The sequence below is a fragment of the Chryseobacterium caseinilyticum genome (assembly GCF_014837145.1).
GTDB classification, from domain to species: Bacteria; Bacteroidota; Bacteroidia; order Flavobacteriales; family Weeksellaceae; genus Chryseobacterium; species Chryseobacterium caseinilyticum.
Window position 1 is genome coordinate 85,070 of sequence record NZ_JACYFS010000007.1, and the last position, 16,606, is coordinate 101,675.

At 37.8% G+C, this 16,606-nt stretch carries 20 protein-coding genes; 1 reads left to right on the forward strand and 19 read right to left on the reverse strand.

Going from position 1 to position 16,606, the window contains the following annotated elements:
* Positions 1–3 precede the first annotated feature (3 nt).
* From nuoK to IC610_RS17185, 15 genes are all read right to left on the reverse strand, one after another.
* A complete protein-coding gene (gene nuoK, locus IC610_RS17115) occupies positions 4–333 on the reverse strand; it encodes an NADH-quinone oxidoreductase subunit NuoK (RefSeq protein WP_056034936.1) in 330 nt (109 codons plus the stop codon).
* Positions 334–337: 4 nt separating this feature from the next.
* Complete coding sequence (locus IC610_RS17120; RefSeq protein WP_056074680.1) at positions 338–835, reverse strand: NADH-quinone oxidoreductase subunit J family protein; 498 nt, start codon at positions 833–835, stop codon at positions 338–340.
* Entirely contained in the window at positions 835–1,392 is a 558-nt protein-coding gene (locus tag IC610_RS17125; protein ID WP_056074678.1) for a NuoI/complex I 23 kDa subunit family protein, read from the reverse strand. Before IC610_RS17125 ends, IC610_RS17120 begins: the two co-directional genes overlap by 1 nt.
* A 91-nt stretch (positions 1,393–1,483) precedes the next feature.
* Positions 1,484–1,873, reverse strand: coding sequence for a four helix bundle protein (locus tag IC610_RS17130; RefSeq protein ID WP_191737929.1), 390 nt, complete (start codon positions 1,871–1,873; stop codon positions 1,484–1,486).
* Between the two features lie 80 nt (positions 1,874–1,953).
* Positions 1,954–3,015: an NADH-quinone oxidoreductase subunit NuoH gene (nuoH, locus tag IC610_RS17135; RefSeq protein WP_191737930.1), complete on the reverse strand. Its 1,062-nt coding sequence runs from the start codon at positions 3,013–3,015 to the stop codon at positions 1,954–1,956.
* 87 nt (positions 3,016–3,102) lie between these two features.
* Positions 3,103–4,101, reverse strand: a complete 999-nt coding sequence (locus IC610_RS17140; protein WP_191737931.1) for a 2Fe-2S iron-sulfur cluster-binding protein — start codon at positions 4,099–4,101, stop codon at positions 3,103–3,105.
* A gap of 45 nt (positions 4,102–4,146) precedes the next feature.
* Positions 4,147–4,980 (reverse strand): hypothetical protein, encoded by an 834-nt coding sequence (locus IC610_RS17145; protein WP_191738021.1) that lies wholly within the window; start codon positions 4,978–4,980, stop codon positions 4,147–4,149.
* Positions 4,981–4,990: 10 nt separating this feature from the next.
* A complete protein-coding gene (gene nuoF / locus IC610_RS17150; RefSeq protein WP_056074666.1) occupies positions 4,991–6,346 on the reverse strand; it encodes an NADH-quinone oxidoreductase subunit NuoF in 1,356 nt (451 codons plus the stop codon).
* A gap of 101 nt (positions 6,347–6,447) precedes the next feature.
* Positions 6,448–6,957 carry an NADH-quinone oxidoreductase subunit NuoE family protein gene (locus tag IC610_RS17155; protein WP_047447219.1) on the reverse strand — a complete coding sequence of 170 codons (510 nt, stop codon included), beginning with the start codon at positions 6,955–6,957 and terminating at the stop codon, positions 6,448–6,450.
* Positions 6,958–7,147: 190 nt separating this feature from the next.
* Positions 7,148–8,371 (reverse strand): NADH dehydrogenase (quinone) subunit D, encoded by a 1,224-nt coding sequence (gene nuoD, locus IC610_RS17160; RefSeq protein ID WP_191737932.1) that lies wholly within the window; start codon positions 8,369–8,371, stop codon positions 7,148–7,150.
* Between the two features lie 62 nt (positions 8,372–8,433).
* On the reverse strand, positions 8,434–8,928 hold the full coding sequence (locus IC610_RS17165; protein WP_056074661.1) for an NADH-quinone oxidoreductase subunit C: 495 nt from the start codon (positions 8,926–8,928) through the stop codon (positions 8,434–8,436).
* Between the two features lie 4 nt (positions 8,929–8,932).
* A complete protein-coding gene (locus IC610_RS17170) occupies positions 8,933–9,493 on the reverse strand; it encodes an NADH-quinone oxidoreductase subunit B (RefSeq protein WP_047447216.1) in 561 nt (186 codons plus the stop codon).
* A gap of 102 nt (positions 9,494–9,595) precedes the next feature.
* A complete protein-coding gene (locus IC610_RS17175; RefSeq protein ID WP_056074660.1) occupies positions 9,596–9,967 on the reverse strand; it encodes an NADH-quinone oxidoreductase subunit A in 372 nt (123 codons plus the stop codon).
* 121 nt (positions 9,968–10,088) lie between these two features.
* On the reverse strand, positions 10,089–10,265 hold the full coding sequence (locus tag IC610_RS17180; protein WP_191737933.1) for a hypothetical protein: 177 nt from the start codon (positions 10,263–10,265) through the stop codon (positions 10,089–10,091).
* A 1-nt stretch (position 10,266) separates the two neighbouring features.
* Positions 10,267–11,391, reverse strand: a complete 1,125-nt coding sequence (locus IC610_RS17185; protein WP_191737934.1) for a GNAT family N-acetyltransferase — start codon at positions 11,389–11,391, stop codon at positions 10,267–10,269.
* Between the two features lie 105 nt (positions 11,392–11,496).
* Here IC610_RS17185 and IC610_RS17190 point away from each other — a divergent pair, with 105 nt between their 5' ends.
* Positions 11,497–12,186 carry a zinc metallopeptidase gene (locus IC610_RS17190; RefSeq protein WP_056075217.1) on the forward strand — a complete coding sequence of 230 codons (690 nt, stop codon included), beginning with the start codon at positions 11,497–11,499 and terminating at the stop codon, positions 12,184–12,186.
* A gap of 89 nt (positions 12,187–12,275) precedes the next feature.
* Here the strand turns inward: IC610_RS17190 and IC610_RS17195 are convergent, their stop codons facing one another.
* The 4 genes from IC610_RS17195 to IC610_RS17210 all read right to left on the reverse strand — a co-directional run bounded on the left by IC610_RS17195 (position 12,276) and on the right by IC610_RS17210 (position 16,597).
* Positions 12,276–12,884: an IMPACT family protein gene (locus tag IC610_RS17195; RefSeq protein ID WP_191737935.1), complete on the reverse strand. Its 609-nt coding sequence runs from the start codon at positions 12,882–12,884 to the stop codon at positions 12,276–12,278.
* Between the two features lie 12 nt (positions 12,885–12,896).
* Positions 12,897–13,922 (reverse strand): bifunctional diaminohydroxyphosphoribosylaminopyrimidine deaminase/5-amino-6-(5-phosphoribosylamino)uracil reductase RibD, encoded by a 1,026-nt coding sequence (gene ribD, locus IC610_RS17200; RefSeq protein WP_191737936.1) that lies wholly within the window; start codon positions 13,920–13,922, stop codon positions 12,897–12,899.
* Between the two features lie 62 nt (positions 13,923–13,984).
* Positions 13,985–15,781: a DUF349 domain-containing protein gene (locus tag IC610_RS17205; RefSeq protein ID WP_191737937.1), complete on the reverse strand. Its 1,797-nt coding sequence runs from the start codon at positions 15,779–15,781 to the stop codon at positions 13,985–13,987.
* A gap of 75 nt (positions 15,782–15,856) precedes the next feature.
* A complete protein-coding gene (locus IC610_RS17210; RefSeq protein WP_191737938.1) occupies positions 15,857–16,597 on the reverse strand; it encodes a shikimate dehydrogenase family protein in 741 nt (246 codons plus the stop codon).
* Positions 16,598–16,606: the final 9 nt, after the last annotated feature.

Here is a 16,606-nt window from a genome sequence, read left to right on the forward strand (position 1 = left end):
TCTTTATCCTCTTAATTTATTAAATATACTTACATCTACAGAACGGGTGTTTCGGTACAGCATTGCAATAATTGCCAGACCTACCGCTACTTCAGCAGCAGCAACTACCATGATAAAAAATACCAGAAGCTGTCCGTCGCTGTTCCCGTTGTATGCTGAGAATGCAGCCAGTAAAAGGTTTACAGAATTGAGCATCAGCTCTACACAACCCAACATCACAATCGCATTTTTTCTTACCAATACTCCTAAAACTCCAAGACTGAAAAGTACAGACGAAAGAATAATGAAGTACTCTAAGGGAATGCTTTGCATAAATGTATTTACTTCTCCCATAATTTTATAAATCTTTTTTACCGATTAATACCGCACCTACAATACCAGCCAGAATAAGGATGGAAGCAAGCTCAAACGGCAAAACATATTCGTTAAATAAAAGTCTTCCCAGATTTTTTGTAAGACCAACACCTTTATCTACATTGGCTACCACAACGTGTTTCTGCTCAATACCTCTGAAAACGCCTAAAAGCCCGATTAAAAGAAGACCAGCTGTAAAAACTCCGATAAATTTCAATGAACTGGATTTTTTACTTTCGTCTTCTTTATTGAGATTAAGCATCATCAGGATGTAAAGGAATAAAACCATGATCGCACCTGCGTAAACGATGATCTGTATGATGGCAAGGAACTGTGCATTCAGAAGAACATACATTCCCGCGATTGAAAACATTGTAACAATTAATGACAGAATAGCATATAAAGGATTTTTTGCAAATACAAAGTAAACTGCACTTGCCACTGCTAAAAACGCCACCAGGAAAAATAAAAACTGATCCATTATTTTACTGCATTTTTTTGTTTCTCGGACTGTCTTTCAGTAATGTCAATCCTTTCATTAATTTTTTCTACCAGTTTATCTTTTCCGTAAATAAAAGAACCTCTGTTGGTTTCTACATCCACCAAACGGTCTGTAAGATAAATTGCAGATTTCGGACAGGCCTCTTCGCACATTCCGCAGAAAATACATCTCAACATGTTGATTTCATATACCGATGCATATTTTTCTTCTCTGTAAAGATCTTTTTCTTCTCTGGTTCTTTCAGCAGCAGTCATTGTAATTGCTTCGGCAGGACATGCCACTGCACACAAACCACAGGCTGTACATCTTTCTCTGCCTTCTTCGTCTCTTTTCAGAACGTGCTGACCTCTCCAGATATCTGCTCTCGGTTTCTGTACTTCCGGATAAGAATAAACATTTGGAGCACGTTTTACAACGGTTCTCACAGCATGTTTGAAAGTAATACCCATACCTTTGAAAATCGCCGGAAGGTAGATTTTTTCAGCAAGGGTCATTTCTTTATTCGAAACAACTTTTGATCTGTTGGTTAATTTCATTATATTATTTGAAATTTGAAGTTTGAGATTTGAAATTTAATTCTGAATAGAATTGTCATAATCATAATTCTCAAGCCTTTAATTATTAACTTTATCTTTTAAATTTATTCCCGTTGTGTTCGGTACTTTTTAAATAATTTATAAATCCTGAAAGTTTTTTAGATAAAGATATTGTCTGCTCTTTTAAAAAACTAAATGTCTCTTCCTCTAAATAATTTCTGTCCAAAGCTCTTATTAATTGCGAGCGAACTTCGCCTGCTGAACCTTTAGACATGGTAAGAAAGTTTATAAATTCTTTATTGCCTTCTCTTTCAAAACCTTCAGCAATATTATCCATTATAGACGCTGAAGCTCTGTCAATTTGATTTTTGTCGTGATTTAAAAATTTCGGATTCAATAAACATTCTTTTTGAATCAACTGACAAAGGTTTCTTGAACTTTGCCAAATTTCTAAATCTTCAAAATTGTTAATCGTTGCCATTCTATTTGAAATTTATTTGTTTAAGATAGTGAAAATCTGTTTTACAAACGAATTTCAAATCTCAAACATCAAATCTCAAATTATTGAAAAGCTAAAATAACAGCTCCTGTAATCATCAAGTTCACCAATGCCAATGGAATTAATGTTTTCCATCCTAAATGCATCAATTGGTCATATCTGAATCTTGGAAGTGTCCATCTGATCCACATAAAGATTAAAATTCCGACAACTGTTTTCGTTAAAAATGCTGCGATACTTAAAATTCCTGCGGTATTTTCTCCCCAATTCTGAGTTACCCATTCGATTCCCGGATAATTGTAACCTCCAAAGAAAAGAACGACCATGAAAGCGTTTGAAATAAACATATTCACGTATTCTCCAAACATGTACAAACCTAACTTCATTGAAGAATATTCTGTAGAATATCCGGTTACCAGTTCAGATTCACACTCTGGTAAATCGAAAGGGTGACGGTTGGTTTCTGCCAAAGCAGCAACAAAGAAAATAAGGAATGCCAGAGGCTGGTAAAATATATTCCAGTTCATACCGGAACCGAAAGGGATAATTCCCCAAAGTTTTCCTTCAGCCTGGTTTTCAGTAATTACTTTTAAATCTAAACTTCCTGTCATCATAATGATAGAAAGCAGTGCAAGCCCCATCGCCAATTCGTAAGAAATCATCTGCGAAGAAGCACGGATGGCACCAAGTAGTGAATATTTATTGTTGGAAGCCCAGCCACCGATCATAATTCCGTAAACTCCAATTGAAGCCATACCAATGATGAAAAGTACACCTACATCGATGTTGGCAACCTGTAAGTCATAAGAAACGTCTCCAATGCTCAGTGTTTTACCCCATGGAATAACTGCTCCGGTGATTAATGAAATAAACATTACGAGTGCAGGTCCCAATACAAAAAGAAATTTTTCTGCATTGTGAGGTGTAAAATCTTCTTTAAAGAAAAATTTACCACCATCTGCAAGAGGCTGCAGTAAACCGAATGGCCCAGATCTGTTAGGCCCGATTCTGTCCTGCATAATGGCTGCCACTTTTCTTTCTGCCCAGGTAGAGTAGGCTGCAATCGTTAATGAAAGCAGGAAAAGTGCAAGTACAAGTATTAATTTAAATGTAATTAAATCCATCTTTTATAGTTTGAAATTTGAGATTTGAAGTTTGAGATTTCAAGTAAACCCACTTTCAAATTTTCAAATTAATAAATTTTCAAATTTTTATTTTTCGTCTTTTTCGCTGATTTCTTTCGCCATCGGATTGTCTAAAACTCTCAATTCGTCTTTAGGCTTTTCGTAGTGGTTCAATGAAATAACTGAATGTCTGTCGATATTTCTCGGGCTCTCAAGGTTCCAGTCGCTGAGGCTTTTTCTTTCGAAACGGCAAGTGTCGCAGATGAATTCTTCAACTTCTCCCCACTGGTCTTTTCTTGCGGTAACTCTTACGATCTCATCACCTTTCATGTAAACAGTAGCTTTACCTGAACATTTATCGCATTTACATGAAGCGTTCATTGGTTTTGTAAACCATACTCTGCTTGCAAAACGTGCAGTTCTGTCTGTCAATGCTCCAACCGGGCAAACGTCAATTACGTTTCCAATGAAATCATTGTCTAAAGCTTTATTTAAATAAGTAGAAATTTCAGCATGATCACCTCTGAACAAAATTCCGTGCTCACGCTCGCCTGTCAACTGATTAGCTGCTAAAACACATCTTGCGCACAGAATACAACGGTTCATATTCAGTTTGATGTGTGGACCTAAGTCGTCTGCATCGTAAGTATTTCTCTTAAATTCAGTTCTTGTTTCAAGATTTCCGTGCTCGTAACCCAAATCCTGAAGATGACATTCTCCGGCCTGATCACAAACCGGGCAGTCTAACGGGTGGTTTACAAGTAAGAATTCGGTAACAGCTTTACGGCCTTCCTGTGCTTTATCAGAAGAAAGGTTTTTCACTTCCATTCCGTCCATCACATTGGTTCTGCAGCTTGCTACCAGTTTCGGCATAGGACGCGGATCTGCTTCCGAACCTTTGGAAACTTCTACCAAACATGTTCTGCATCTTCCTCCGCTGGTTTCCAGTTTGCTGTAGTAGCACATTGCAGGAGGAACAGATTTTCCACCGATCTGTCTTGCAGCTTCCAAAATAGAAGTGCCAGGCAAAACTTCAGTAGTCTGTCCGTCTATCGTTATTTTGAATTTTTTAACCTCTTCGCTCATATTCTATGCTTTTCGCTTAAGCTGTTAAAGCTTTAAAGCTATATTTTAGTTATACTTTTTTGTATTAAATGTATATCCAATTCCGAAATTGAACTGTGCATACACAAAATCCTGAGAAGCCTTATCGGGCTTATTGTTCAGGGTTGTTTTTATATCAGGCAAATTGATGTAACCTAATTTTCCTTCGGCCTGCAAAACAATGTGTTTCACTGCAACCACAGAAACTGCTGCTCTGATATCGGTTCCGAAACCTGCCAGATGAAATCTGTCACTTCTCTCGTTTCCCATCAGACGGACGTTGGATTTTGGCAGTAATGCACCAATTCCTCCTCCGTAACTTACAAAAACATCTATATTTTTTTTGTCTAAGACATTATGATATTTCTGTGCTCCGATATTGATATAATTCAAACCATCTGTATGCTCAAACGTAAGAAAATCTTCTCCACGCAGATCTACAGTTCCGTTACTGACCATTCCTGCATATTTCGGATCACTGATGTTCCCCTTAAAATCTACAGTCTGGTTTTGAGACATCACATATTTCATATGATCCATTGCCAAAGTAATCCCGAGATTATCTTTTGCAAAATAGGTTATTCTGTAGTTTACCTGAGGAATCGTAATGCTTCCAGGATTAAAATATTTTCCCCAGGAAAATTTTGTCTGCCTGTCATTGGCCACAACATCATTCAGCTGGAAATCGTAACCGTCTCCTTTAAAATGAATGTCTGATTTGGAATATTTAGCATGATTCCAACCCCAGAATGCCATTACAGATCCTTTTTTAAAAGGATTGATATCTTTTTTTTCTGTAGTAACCTGCCCAAACACAAAATTCGACAACAAAAGGCCTACAGCAATTATCTTCTTCAAAATTTCACCTCTATTAATTACTTGCTGCAGCCGGAATAGGGTCTGCATAATTGGCCAACCCGTAGTTTTGTGTTAAGCACAACTCTGGATTTTTCACGTGCCATTCAAATTCATCTCTGAAATGACGGATTGCTGCTGCAACCGGCCAAGCTGCTGCATCACCTAACGGGCAAATGGTGTTTCCTTCAATTTTTCTTTGGATATCCCAAAGCAAATCGATGTCTTCCATTTTTCCTTCTCCTTTTTCTATCTTCTTTAAAATTTTGTGCATCCATCCCGTTCCTTCACGGCAAGGAGTACACTGTCCGCAACTTTCATGGTGATAAAATCTCGCCAAAGTCATGGTATGTTCTACAACACACTGGTCTTCATCCAATACAATAAAACCTCCTGAACCCATCATTGTTCCGGTAGCGAAACCACCGTCAGCAAGAGATTCATAGTTCATATATCTGGGTTCACCGTTTACGGTTTTCAGTAATAAGTTTGCCGGAACGATCGGAACTGAACTTCCTCCGGGAATACAAGCTTTCAACTTTTTACCGTTTGGAATTCCGCCACAATATTCATCAGAGTAAATAAATTCTTCAACCGTAATGGTCATGTCGATTTCGTAAACTCCCGGCTTATTAATGTTTCCGCAGGCAGAAATTAATTTTGTACCTGTAGATCTTCCAACACCGATTTTTGCATATTCTGCACCGGTAATGTCAATGATCGGAACAATTGCTGCGATCGATTCAACATTATTAACAACCGTTGGTCTTTCCCAAAGTCCTTTTACAGCTGGGAAAGGTGGTTTCAATCTTGGGTTTCCTCTTTTTCCTTCAAGGGATTCAAGTAAAGCCGTTTCTTCACCGCAGATATAAGCTCCACCACCTCTCTGAACATAAATTTCACAATCGAAACCTGTTCCTAAGATGTTTTTACCTAAAAATCCTGCGGCTTTAGCTTCTTCAATTGCCTCTTCCAAAATATCCGGAATCCATGAATACTCACCACGGATGTAGATGTAAGAAACATTTGAACCTAAAGTATAAGATGAAATCAACATTCCCTCAATCAAAAGATGAGGAAGAAATTCCATTAGATATCTGTCTTTGAAAGTTCCCGGTTCAGATTCGTCAGCATTTACTACCAAGTGTCTCGGAACACCTTCCGGTTTTGCCAGAAAGCTCCATTTCATTCCTGTTGGGAAACCTGCACCACCACGACCACGAAGACCTGAAACTTTTACTTCTTCAAGAATTTCTTCGGGTGTCATTTTCAAGGCCTTTTCTGCTGCCGTGTAACCTCCCTGTTTACGGTAAGTTTCAAAGTAGCGGATGCCTTCTATGTGTGCGTCTTTAAGTAAAAGTTTTTTACTCATTTTTAATTATGCTTTTAGCATTTAGCTGCTGGCTTTTGGCCTTACACTTAGACAAGCTCAGTGCGACAGCTTATGCTTTTTTTAATTAGTTTAAAATTTATTTAACCCAAGTCAACCTGTCCTTCTCTGCAAAGATCAAGAATTTCGTCTACTTTTTCTATCGTTAAATTTTCGTGATAGAACTTTCCTAACTGTAACATTGGAGCGTATCCACATGCACCAAGACATTCAGCTGGCTTCAGGGTAAACATTCCGTCGGCAGTAGTTTCACCGTCTTTTATGTTCAGTTTTGTTCTGATGTGGTCTAATATTTTTTCGCTTCCGCAAACCATGCAGGGTCCGGTTCTGCAAACTTCCAAAACATATTTACCAACCGGTTTCATATTGAACATGGTATAGAAAGTAGCAACTTCATATACTTCAATTGGCTTAATACTCAATAATTCAGCAACATAATCCATCACAGGAACGTCTAACCAACCTCCGAATTCTTTCTGCGCAATGTGAAGCACAGGTAGAAGAGCAGATTTTTGTCTTCCCTCAGGGTATCTTGCCATGATTTTATGGACCTGCTGTAAACTTTCCGGTTTAAAAGCTATTGTTTCGCTCATCTTTATCTGATTTGAAATTTGAGGTTTGAAATTTGAGATTCAAAGGCTCAATTCTAAATTTATTTTAATTAAAAAGTTCTTTTGGGAACTATTAAGTTGTAAAATATACAAAGTACAGAGTACTGGGTAATTATTTACTGTTTATATTTTCAAGTACATTGTACATCAGTACATTATACTTTATACAATTTTACGCGTCTAATTCTCCCGCAATAATGTTCATACTACACATCGTAACGATGGCGTCTGAAATCACAGAACCTGTAATCATTTCAGGATAAGCCTGGTAATAGATGAAACATGGTCTTCTGAAGTGCAGTCTGTATGGCGTTCTACCACCGTCGCTTACCAAATAGAATCCTAATTCTCCGTTTCCTCCTTCTACTGCGTGGTAAACTTCTCCTTTAGGAACGTCAGTTTCACCCATTACAATTTTGAAGTGGTAGATCAACGCTTCCATTTTCTGATAAACATCTGCCTTTTCTGGAAGATAAAATTCCGGAACATCTGCGTGGAAAGGTCCTTCTGGAAGATTTTCGTATGCCTGCTTAATAATCTTGATTGATTCCCAGATCTCCTGTTGGCGAACCATAAATCTGTCGTAAGTATCGCCTGCAGTTCCTACTGGAATGATGAAGTCAAAATCTTCGTAAGAAGAATAAGGCTCCGCAACTCTTACATCATAATCAACACCTGATGCACGTAAATTCGGACCTGTAAATCCGTAGCTTAAAGCTCTTTCAGCAGAAATTGCTCCGGCACCAATGGTTCTGTCCATGAATATTCTGTTTCTCTCCAACAACTGACCGAATTCTGCAAATCTTGCCGGGAAAGTTTTTAGGAAATCTTTAAGCAACTCATGGAATTTTGGAGTGAAATCTCTTTCAAAACCTCCGATTCTTCCCATGTTGGTGGTCATCCTTGCTCCACAAATCTGCTCGTACATATCGTAAATACGCTCTCTTTCGATGAACATATACGTCAATCCTGTAATAGCACCTGCATCCATTCCGGTTACCCCGTTACAGATCAGGTGATCACCGATTCTAGCTAATTCCATTAAAATTACACGCATATAATCTACACGCTTTGGAACTTTGATACCGATAAGTTTTTCAACCGTCATGTGCCATCCTAAGTTATTGATAGGCGCCGAGCAGTAGTTCATACGGTCTGTAAGAGTAGTAATCTGAGAATAGTTTCTTCTTTCAGAAATTTTCTCAAAAGCTCTGTGGATATAACCAACGGTCTGCTCAGCATGAAGAATTCTTTCTCCATCCATCGTCAACACATTCTGGAAAATTCCGTGTGTTGCAGGGTGAGTAGGACCAAGATTCAGGGTGTATAACTGCCCGTCAATCTGTTCTTTACTTTCGTGTTGGTTAAGTATATTAGATAATGAGTTATCTTTCATAATATTTGCTTTTAGCTATTTGCTTCTGGCTATTGGCTAGCTGCCATCCGCCATTGGCTATATTATCTTCCGAACATTGCATCGTCCTTGTCGGTTCTGGTACCGTCTTCAAGTCGATATTCTTTCAACATAGGGTGGTATCCAAGATCTTCCATATTTAAAATAGGTCTGAGATCCGGATGACCTTTAAATTTAATTCCGTAGAAATCAAAAGTTTCTCTTTCCATCCAGTTGGCTCCTGCATACAGTTCAGTCAGAGAGTCTACCTCGATATTTTCTCTTGTCATGAAAATCTTCAGACGTAATCTGAAGTTCGTCATCATATTCTGTAAGTGATAAACCACACCGATTTCCTTATCTGGGAATTCCGGGTAATGGATTCCACAAACGTCTGTAAGGAAATTGATTTCCAATGATGAGTCTTTCAGATAATGAACTACTTTCTTAAGGTCTTCTTTTTTAACTTCAATCGTCAGCATTCCGTAAGGCTCTGAGCTGGTAATTACCGTCTCAGGAAACTCTCTTGTAATGGCTTCTAATACAAATTCGTTCGTCATTCTCTTAGTTGCTAATATTATAAGAGTCTAATAAATGCTGATATTCAGGAGTATCTCTTCTTCTGATGCTTTCGCTTTCTGCCAAAGCTTGAACCTGCATAACCCCTTCAATAATCTGCTCCGGTCTTGGCGGGCATCCAGGAACATAAACGTCCACAGGAATAATTTTGTCAATTCCCTGTAGAACAGAGTAGCTGTCGAAAATACCACCGCTGGAAGCGCATGCACCAACAGCAACAACCCATTTCGGTTCAGCCATTTGCGTGTATACTTCTTTTAAAACAGGGCCTAATTTTTTAGATATAGTTCCGCAAACCATCAGCATATCTGCCTGTCTTGGTGAGAAAGAGTTTCTTTCCATACCAAAACGTGATGCGTCATACGTTGGGTTAAGCGTCGCCATAAATTCGATACCACAACAAGAAGTTGCAAAAGGCAATGGCCAAAGTGAAAACTTTCTTGCCATACCGATCACACTGCTCAGTTTTGTTGCGAAAAAACCTTCTCCTTCAAATCCTTCGGGAGCGGGTGCATCTGTTCTTATAATTGGTTTTTGATCTGACATTTTGTTGATTTTTAACATTCTAATTTAGATTCCAAATTGCCGTTAATGTTAACTTTAATCTGATTGTGTTTATCTAAATCTCTTATTTAAAATGATGATTGCTTATTTATCCCAGTCCAAAGCGCCACGCTTCCACACATAGAAAAATGCAAGGAAGAAAATAGCAACGAATGTAAGTACCGCAAGGAAACCTTCGAATCCGAATTCTCTGAAATTTACGGCATAAGGATAAAAAAATACGATTTCGATATCAAACAGTACAAAAAGCACTGCAGTAAGAAAATATTTAATCGAGAATGGAGTTCTTGCATTACCTTCCACAGGTACACCGCACTCCCAGCTTTGATTTTTTACAGAATTTCCTTTTTTCTGTTTTGGTCCTAAAAAGTGTGCGCCAAGGAGCGAAATCGCTACAAATCCTACGGCTACACCCGCTTGAATAAGGATCGGAATGTAATTTTCTGGTAAATTCATTTTTACATTATTATCTCAAGTTGCAAATTTAGGCAATAAACAATAAAGCGTGAAATTAATCACGCTAAAAGTCGTTTCATTATGGAGAAAAACCATAATTTAGAATTATTAAAAATAGGGATTATTTCCTCATTTTTTTCAGCACTACGAAAGCCATAAAAGCCATATATCCGAAGAGAACACTTGCGTAAATAATATTGATCAGCGTATTCGTTCTGTCGTCTGTGGCGGCGAAGAAAAGATTGTATGCAATGAAACCTGCAATCATAATTCCGAATATAATGAGATGTGGTTTCATATTAAAACTGTAATGAATAGGTTTTTCTTCTCTTATGATTCACGGGGTTGTAATCCTGCCACAGGAGCTGTACACTTTTGTTTTCTTCCAGTTCAGGATTTGTTTCTGCAAAATCAATTCCCATACTGTTGAAACGGACAAATATTTCCTTAAAAATAATAGCCGTTATGCCACGTCTCTGGTATTCAGGATGAATTCCTATCAGGTAGAAATTGGCACGGTCATTTTTCTTTTGAGCCTGCATAAAATGCCACCATCCAAACGGGAAAAGTTTGCCTTTAGATTTTTGTAACGCTTTGGAGTAGGAGGGCATTGTCACAGCGAAAGAAACCAGTTCGTCATGCTCATCAACCACGCAGATTACGTAGTTTTTGGCAATCATCGGAAAGAATTTTTCTTTGTATGTTTTGATCTGTTCTTCTGTAATAGGAGTGTAGGTGGAAAGATGTTTGTACGTTTCGTCAAGCAGTTTAAACATCGGTTTTACATAAGGTAAAATTTCTTCCTTGCTCTGGAAATCCAAAACTCTCAAGTTGTATTTTTCAGCAATCAGAGAGCTGAATTTTTCTACTTTCGGAGGAAGTACTTTTGGGAAGTTCATTTCAAATTCCACCCATTCTTTTTCCTTTACCAACCCAAGTTCTTCAATATGACGGTGATAATATTCATGGTTGTAAATTCCGATCATTGTCGCAATTTTTTCAAAACCGAATGTCAGCATTCCCGCTTTGTCGAGGTTTGTGAAGCCCATCGGACCTTCGATTTTGTCAATCTGATGAGATTTTGCGTAATCAATCACAGTATCGATCAGAGCTTTTGAAACATCTCTGTCGTCTGTAAAATCAATCCATCCAAAACGTACTTTTCTGATGCCGAGTTCCTTTTCTTCCTTATGATTGATCATCACCGCGATTCTTCCAACGATTTTACCATCTTTTTTTGCTAAAAACTGTTTCGCTTCCGAATAACTCAGTGCCGGATTTTCCTTCGGATTCCAGACATTAATTTCATCTTTAATAAAGGATGGAACGTAATAGGGATTGTTTTTGTAAAGATCCATCGGGAACTTTACAAATTTCTTTAAATCTTCTGGCGTTTTTACTTCAAAAATGGAAACTTCAGACATAGTTTTCGGGTAAATAGAACCACAAATATAATTAAATATTGCTTAAACTTTGGCACAATTTTTACATCTTCTAATCCTAATCTTAGATTGAAATTTAAAGTAAAAATGACAGGATATTACATTATAATCGGGATCTCGATGCTTATCAGCTGGTGGGTTTCTTCGAGATTAAAATCAAAATTTGAACATTATTCAAAAATAAGACTCAGCAACGGACTTTCGGGAAAAGAAGTTGCTGAGAAGATGCTGTATGACAACGGGATTCATGACGTTCAGGTAATTTCAGTTCCCGGACAGCTGACAGATCATTACAATCCGGAAAATAAAACGGTAAATTTATCAGAAGCGGTTTATATGCAGAGGAATGCAGCAGCAGCGGCTGTCGCAGCTCACGAATGTGGTCATGCTGTACAGCATGCAGTCGGATATTCTATGCTGCAACTGAGATCAAAGCTGGTTCCTGTGGTAAGCATCAGCTCAAACCTGATGCAGTTTGTAATCATGGGAGGTATCTTGCTTATGGCAATGAGCGGCAACAGAATTCTTTTATTTGTCGGTGTAATTATGTTTGCACTCACGACTCTGTTCGCGTTTATTACACTTCCTGTAGAATACGATGCCAGCAACAGGGCAATGAAATGGCTGAAAGATACTGGTACCGTGACTGCACAGGAATATGTTGGTGTGGAAGACAGTTTGAAATGGGCAGCAAGAACATATTTGGTGGCGGCTATTGGATCTTTGGCGCAACTTTTATATTTCGCATCACTTTTGATGAGTGGAAGAAGAGATTAAAAAACTGTAAATTAAAATATAGAAATCCTGGATTGTTGTCCGGGATTTTTTTTGTGTCTAAATGAAGTGTTTAACGCTTTTATCCGAAATCATACATCCGAAAATTCAAAAGAAACATGCTGCATTTCAGATAATTTTTCTGAAATGTTTTCTTTCTCTGCCAATTTTATTGAAGCTCTGATTTCGCATTTCTCAAAAGTTTCAAAATTTAAAATTTTAGCATCAAATTTTGAGAGGAGTGTGAAAATTACATTCTGCTGATCAAAATTAAACTGAACTGTGATTTCAGTTTCCAGTTCTCTTATGATGATTTCAGCTTCTTCGAGAGTGATTTTTGCGCATTCCTTATAAGCTTTCACTAATCCTGAAACGCCAAGTTTTGTTCCACCATAATATCTGACAGAAATGACGAGAACATTTGTAATTTCATTGGCCAGAAGCTGATTGTAAATTGGTAATCCTGCACTTCCGGAAGGCTCGCCATCGTCGTTCGCACGGTAGTTTTCTCCATTTAAGCCCATTCTGAAAGCATAACAGTGGTGTGTCGCTTTGGGATGTTCGAGTCTGATTTTTTCCAGAGCACCTTTCAGTTCCATTTCACTGTTCACAGGAAATGCATATCCAATGAACTTACTTCCTTTTTCTTTCAAAAGGATATTTTCGATGGGCTTTGAAATGGTTTTATACTCGTGCAACATTAGGCTTCCTGCTTAATTTTTATTAAAATGAAATTCAATAACGTTATCTCTGAAATCCTGAATATCAGAAGCTTTATTCCCGAATTTCGGAGCTTTTGTCCCATTTTCTAAAATCAAATTGCTGTTTTTAATAACAATCGCTTCATCCCAAAGGCCGGCATCAATAAACTGTTGAAGAACCAAGCCGCCGCCTTCTACAATCACCGACTGAATCTGGCGTTCGTGCAGTTGGGTCAGCAGATTCTGAATTAAATTTTCCCTCGAAGTTTTAATGAATTTCACATTTCCATCTTCCTCACTTTTTACCGAATTGAAAACCAAAGTCTCTGCCTCGTCATTGAAGATATTGTAGTGTTGCGGAACTTTCAGATCTACATCAATTAATACTCTTACCGGACTTCTTCCGCTGATTTCACGCGTTGTAAGGCTCGGATTATCTCTGAGCGCAGTCATCGTGCCGATCAGAATAGCATGTTCGCTGCTTCTGAGCTGATGAACAAACTGCTTTGTAAGTGTGTTACTGATTTGGGTGGGTTTAAAATCTTTATCCATGAAACGGTCTGCAGATTCTGCCCATTTGAGGACGATGTATGGACGTTTCTTTTCGTGATAAGTGAAGAATCTCTTATTTAAATCTGTACATTCATCTTCCAAAACTCCCGAAACTACCTCTATCCCTGCATCCTGAATGATTTTTTTTCCTTTTCCGTTCACTTTGTCATGAGAATCCATGGCTCCGATTACGACTTTCTTAAAACCGAGTTCAACGATTTTTAAAGCACACGGAGGCGTTTTACCATAATGAGCACAGGGTTCCAGAGAAACATAGATTGTAGATTCAGGAATGAGCTCTTTGTTTTTTACAGAATTGATGGCGTTAATTTCAGCATGCGGTTCGCCTGCTTTCTGATGATAGCCTTCCCCAATAATTTTGCCTTCATGTACAATCACACTTCCGACCATGGGGTTGGGATAGGTTTTTCCAAAAGCTTTTCTTGCAAGCTCAATGCATCTTTGAATATAAAATCCGTCGTTCATTTTTAAATTAAAAAAGGCGAAGACAAATTGCTTTGCTCCGCCTGTATCAAGTTTTTCAGTAATTATTCACCGCTGATAATGCTGTGCAGATTCTGTTTTAAAGTTTCCAGATGCGCCTTTTTGCTGTCTAAAGTGTTGTAAGTTTCAGCAAGAAGAGGATTTTCTCTGGATGGCTTCGTAAAGAATGAAAGGTTATTTTCCAGTTTTACAATTTCACCTTCCAGTTCAGAAATCTGGGTTTTGATTTTTCTGGCCTTGTCTGTCAGCTGATTTTCAGATAAACCTTCTTCTTTCAGTTCCAGTTCGTTCATCTTATTCAGTTTCAGTTTTTCTCTCAAAGCTTTATTAAATTCAGAATTGATTCCAATCTTGTCTCTCGGCACTTTTCCGATATTATTCCACGCAGTTTTGATGCTTTCAATTTTTTCTACACTTCCATCCTCGTCGGTAACCATTTTAAGATCTTCCAGCAAAGCTTTTTTGGTTTTGTAGTTTTCTTTCCAGTTGTCGTTGGAAACATTGCTTTTTTCTCTGTAATTGTTGAAAAAAGTATTACAGGCCTCACGGAAGTCTTCCCAGATTTTATTGGTCATACTTTTAGGTACATGACCGATTTTTTTCCAGTCTTCCTGAAGTTTTTTGAAAAGCGGAACGGTGATTTCCCAGTCTTCACTGTTCATATTGTCTTTTGCAGTTTGTATCAGCTTCAGTTTCTCATCAAGATTGCTTTGCTGTGATCCCTTTAAAGACTTGTAATAAGAATTTTTCTGTGTATTAAAAGTTCTGAGCGTTACTTTAAAATCATTCCAGTTTTGGTTTGAAAGTTTACGAGGTACGCTACCGGTTTTTAAAAACTCTGTACGCAGATCTTCAACTTTTCTGATCGCATTCTGCCAGAAATTATGATTAGGATTTTCGCCAGGCTCCGAAAGTTTTTTAATCTCCTCAATAATGCTGTTTTTCTTTTCTAAATTGGCATTTTGCTCAGATTCGATTACCGCAGAAAGTTCAGATTTTCTTTCGTGAATTTTATTGGAAATTTCTTTGAATTCTTCCCATGTTTTTTCACGGAATTCTTCTGCCACCGGCTCTGCTTCTTCTTTCCAGAGTTTATGAAGGTATTGAAGTTCGTTCAGTGCTTTCTGAATCACCGGCTCGTTTTCCAGCTCCTTTGCACGGTCGATGATGTGTTGTCTTTTTTCAAGATTGTGAGCATATTCCTGCTCCATGTATTCTTTATTAAGATCAAGCATCTGATAAAACTGATTCAGATGATGAAAATAATTATTGTTTAAAATTTTGAATTCAGATTTGGCAACCTGTCCGGAATTTGACCAGTCTTCCTTAATCTCTCTGATAGATTTAAAAAGATTGACGCCAGGTTCAGAGTTGGTATAAAGATTTTTTAATCTCTCAATGATTTCCTGTCTGTGGGCAAGGTTTTTATGCTGTTCCTCATCCTGATGTTTCTGGTAATCGTCATGCTTTTCTTTGAAGATATGCACCAAAGCATTGAATTTCGACTGCTGCGGATGATGATAGCTGAAATGCTCTGACGGATTTCCCGCATCAGTATGCTCATGCCTTTTATCTTCCACCTCGTCGTGAATGAAATGACTTGCTTTTTCTTTCAGGAAGTTAAATCTTTTGTGCTGCTCACCCGCCGACGGACTGTTGATGATGCTTTCCATCTCTTTAAGGGCATCTGCAAGATTCAGTTCTTCCTGTTCCGGTTCGTCGTGATGATCGTTTTCTTCGACAGGTGAAGTTTCTTCATTCTGAACAGGATTTGTAGTTTCTTCCACGTTTTCCTGGATGTTCTTTTCTTCGTTGTCAGAAAAGTTATTTTCTGTAGTCATAGCAAATCTTTTATGTGTTTTGGTACGGTTATCTTTTAAAATTGCCTAAAAAGCATAACAGAGCACTAATTTATACTATTTTTTTTGATTACTCCAAATTTCCCATGCTTTTTCTGCTTGTTGCTCAAGCATATAAAAACCGTTGGCAGTTTTTGCACCTTTTTCGGAAGCGTTTATGATAAATCTGGTGTAATTTGGATTGTAAATCAGGTCGATAATCAAATGGAGGCCAGTGATTCCGCCAAATGGAAAATCAAGACAGTCATCAATGTTCGGATAAGTTCCTACAGGCGTTGTCTGTATGATTAACTGATGATTTCGCACTGTTTCTTCTGAAATATTTTTAAAATTAAATTCATGAGAACTTCGTGCAACGCTAATATTAGGAATCTGCATCTTGTCTAAAACATATTTTACAGCTTTTGCAGCACCGCCGTTACCTAAAATCATGGCAGATTTGTGATGTGGTTTTATATGGAGGAGCAAGGTCTTTTCAAAACCTGTTGCATCGGTGTTGTATCCTTTTTTAATTCCGTTTTCGACCTTAACACAATTTACGGCACCGATTTTTTCAGCTTCATCACTTAATTCATCCAGATAATCAATAATTTTTTCTTTAAATGGAATGGTGACATTAAAACCAAGCAGTTTGGGATCAGCGAAAAGCTTTTCAACCTCATCTATATTATGAAGATCAAAAATATCATACGAATAATTGTTAATCATCAGTTTTTGAAATTTATCCTCAAAATATTTTTTTGAAAAAGAGTAGGAGATGTTCCGGCCGATCAACCCGAGTTTTTGCTTGCTTTCCATAGTTCAAAA

Excerpts from the sequence above, each read along its gene's own strand:
- IC610_RS17185 (WP_191737934.1), bottom strand. The coding sequence starts at position 11,391 with ATGTCTGAAGTTTCCATTTTTGAAGTAAAAACGCCAGAAGATTTAAAG.
- IC610_RS17130 (WP_191737929.1), bottom strand. The coding sequence starts at position 1,873 with ATGGCAACGATTAACAATTTTGAAGATTTAGAAATTTGGCAAAGTTCA.
- nuoD (WP_191737932.1), bottom strand. The coding sequence starts at position 8,371 with ATGAAAGATAACTCATTATCTAATATACTTAACCAACACGAAAGTAAA.
- IC610_RS17125 (WP_056074678.1), bottom strand. The coding sequence starts at position 1,392 with ATGAAATTAACCAACAGATCAAAAGTTGTTTCGAATAAAGAAATGACC.
- nuoH (WP_191737930.1), bottom strand. The coding sequence starts at position 3,015 with ATGGATTTAATTACATTTAAATTAATACTTGTACTTGCACTTTTCCTG.
- IC610_RS17180 (WP_191737933.1), bottom strand. The coding sequence starts at position 10,265 with ATGAAACCACATCTCATTATATTCGGAATTATGATTGCAGGTTTCATT.
- IC610_RS17195 (WP_191737935.1), bottom strand. The coding sequence starts at position 12,884 with ATGTTGCACGAGTATAAAACCATTTCAAAGCCCATCGAAAATATCCTT.
- IC610_RS17170 (WP_047447216.1), bottom strand. The coding sequence starts at position 9,493 with ATGTCAGATCAAAAACCAATTATAAGAACAGATGCACCCGCTCCCGAA.
- nuoF (WP_056074666.1), bottom strand. The coding sequence starts at position 6,346 with ATGAGTAAAAAACTTTTACTTAAAGACGCACACATAGAAGGCATCCGC.
- IC610_RS17165 (WP_056074661.1), bottom strand. The coding sequence starts at position 8,928 with ATGACGAACGAATTTGTATTAGAAGCCATTACAAGAGAGTTTCCTGAG.
- IC610_RS17190 (WP_056075217.1), top strand. The coding sequence starts at position 11,497 with ATGACAGGATATTACATTATAATCGGGATCTCGATGCTTATCAGCTGG.
- IC610_RS17155 (WP_047447219.1), bottom strand. The coding sequence starts at position 6,957 with ATGAGCGAAACAATAGCTTTTAAACCGGAAAGTTTACAGCAGGTCCAT.
- IC610_RS17175 (WP_056074660.1), bottom strand. The coding sequence starts at position 9,967 with ATGAATTTACCAGAAAATTACATTCCGATCCTTATTCAAGCGGGTGTA.
- nuoK (WP_056034936.1), bottom strand. The coding sequence starts at position 333 with ATGGGAGAAGTAAATACATTTATGCAAAGCATTCCCTTAGAGTACTTC.
- IC610_RS17120 (WP_056074680.1), bottom strand. The coding sequence starts at position 835 with ATGGATCAGTTTTTATTTTTCCTGGTGGCGTTTTTAGCAGTGGCAAGT.
- IC610_RS17140 (WP_191737931.1), bottom strand. The coding sequence starts at position 4,101 with ATGAGCGAAGAGGTTAAAAAATTCAAAATAACGATAGACGGACAGACT.
- IC610_RS17210 (WP_191737938.1), bottom strand. The coding sequence starts at position 16,597 with ATGGAAAGCAAGCAAAAACTCGGGTTGATCGGCCGGAACATCTCCTAC.
- IC610_RS17205 (WP_191737937.1), bottom strand. The coding sequence starts at position 15,781 with ATGACTACAGAAAATAACTTTTCTGACAACGAAGAAAAGAACATCCAG.
- ribD (WP_191737936.1), bottom strand. The coding sequence starts at position 13,922 with ATGAACGACGGATTTTATATTCAAAGATGCATTGAGCTTGCAAGAAAA.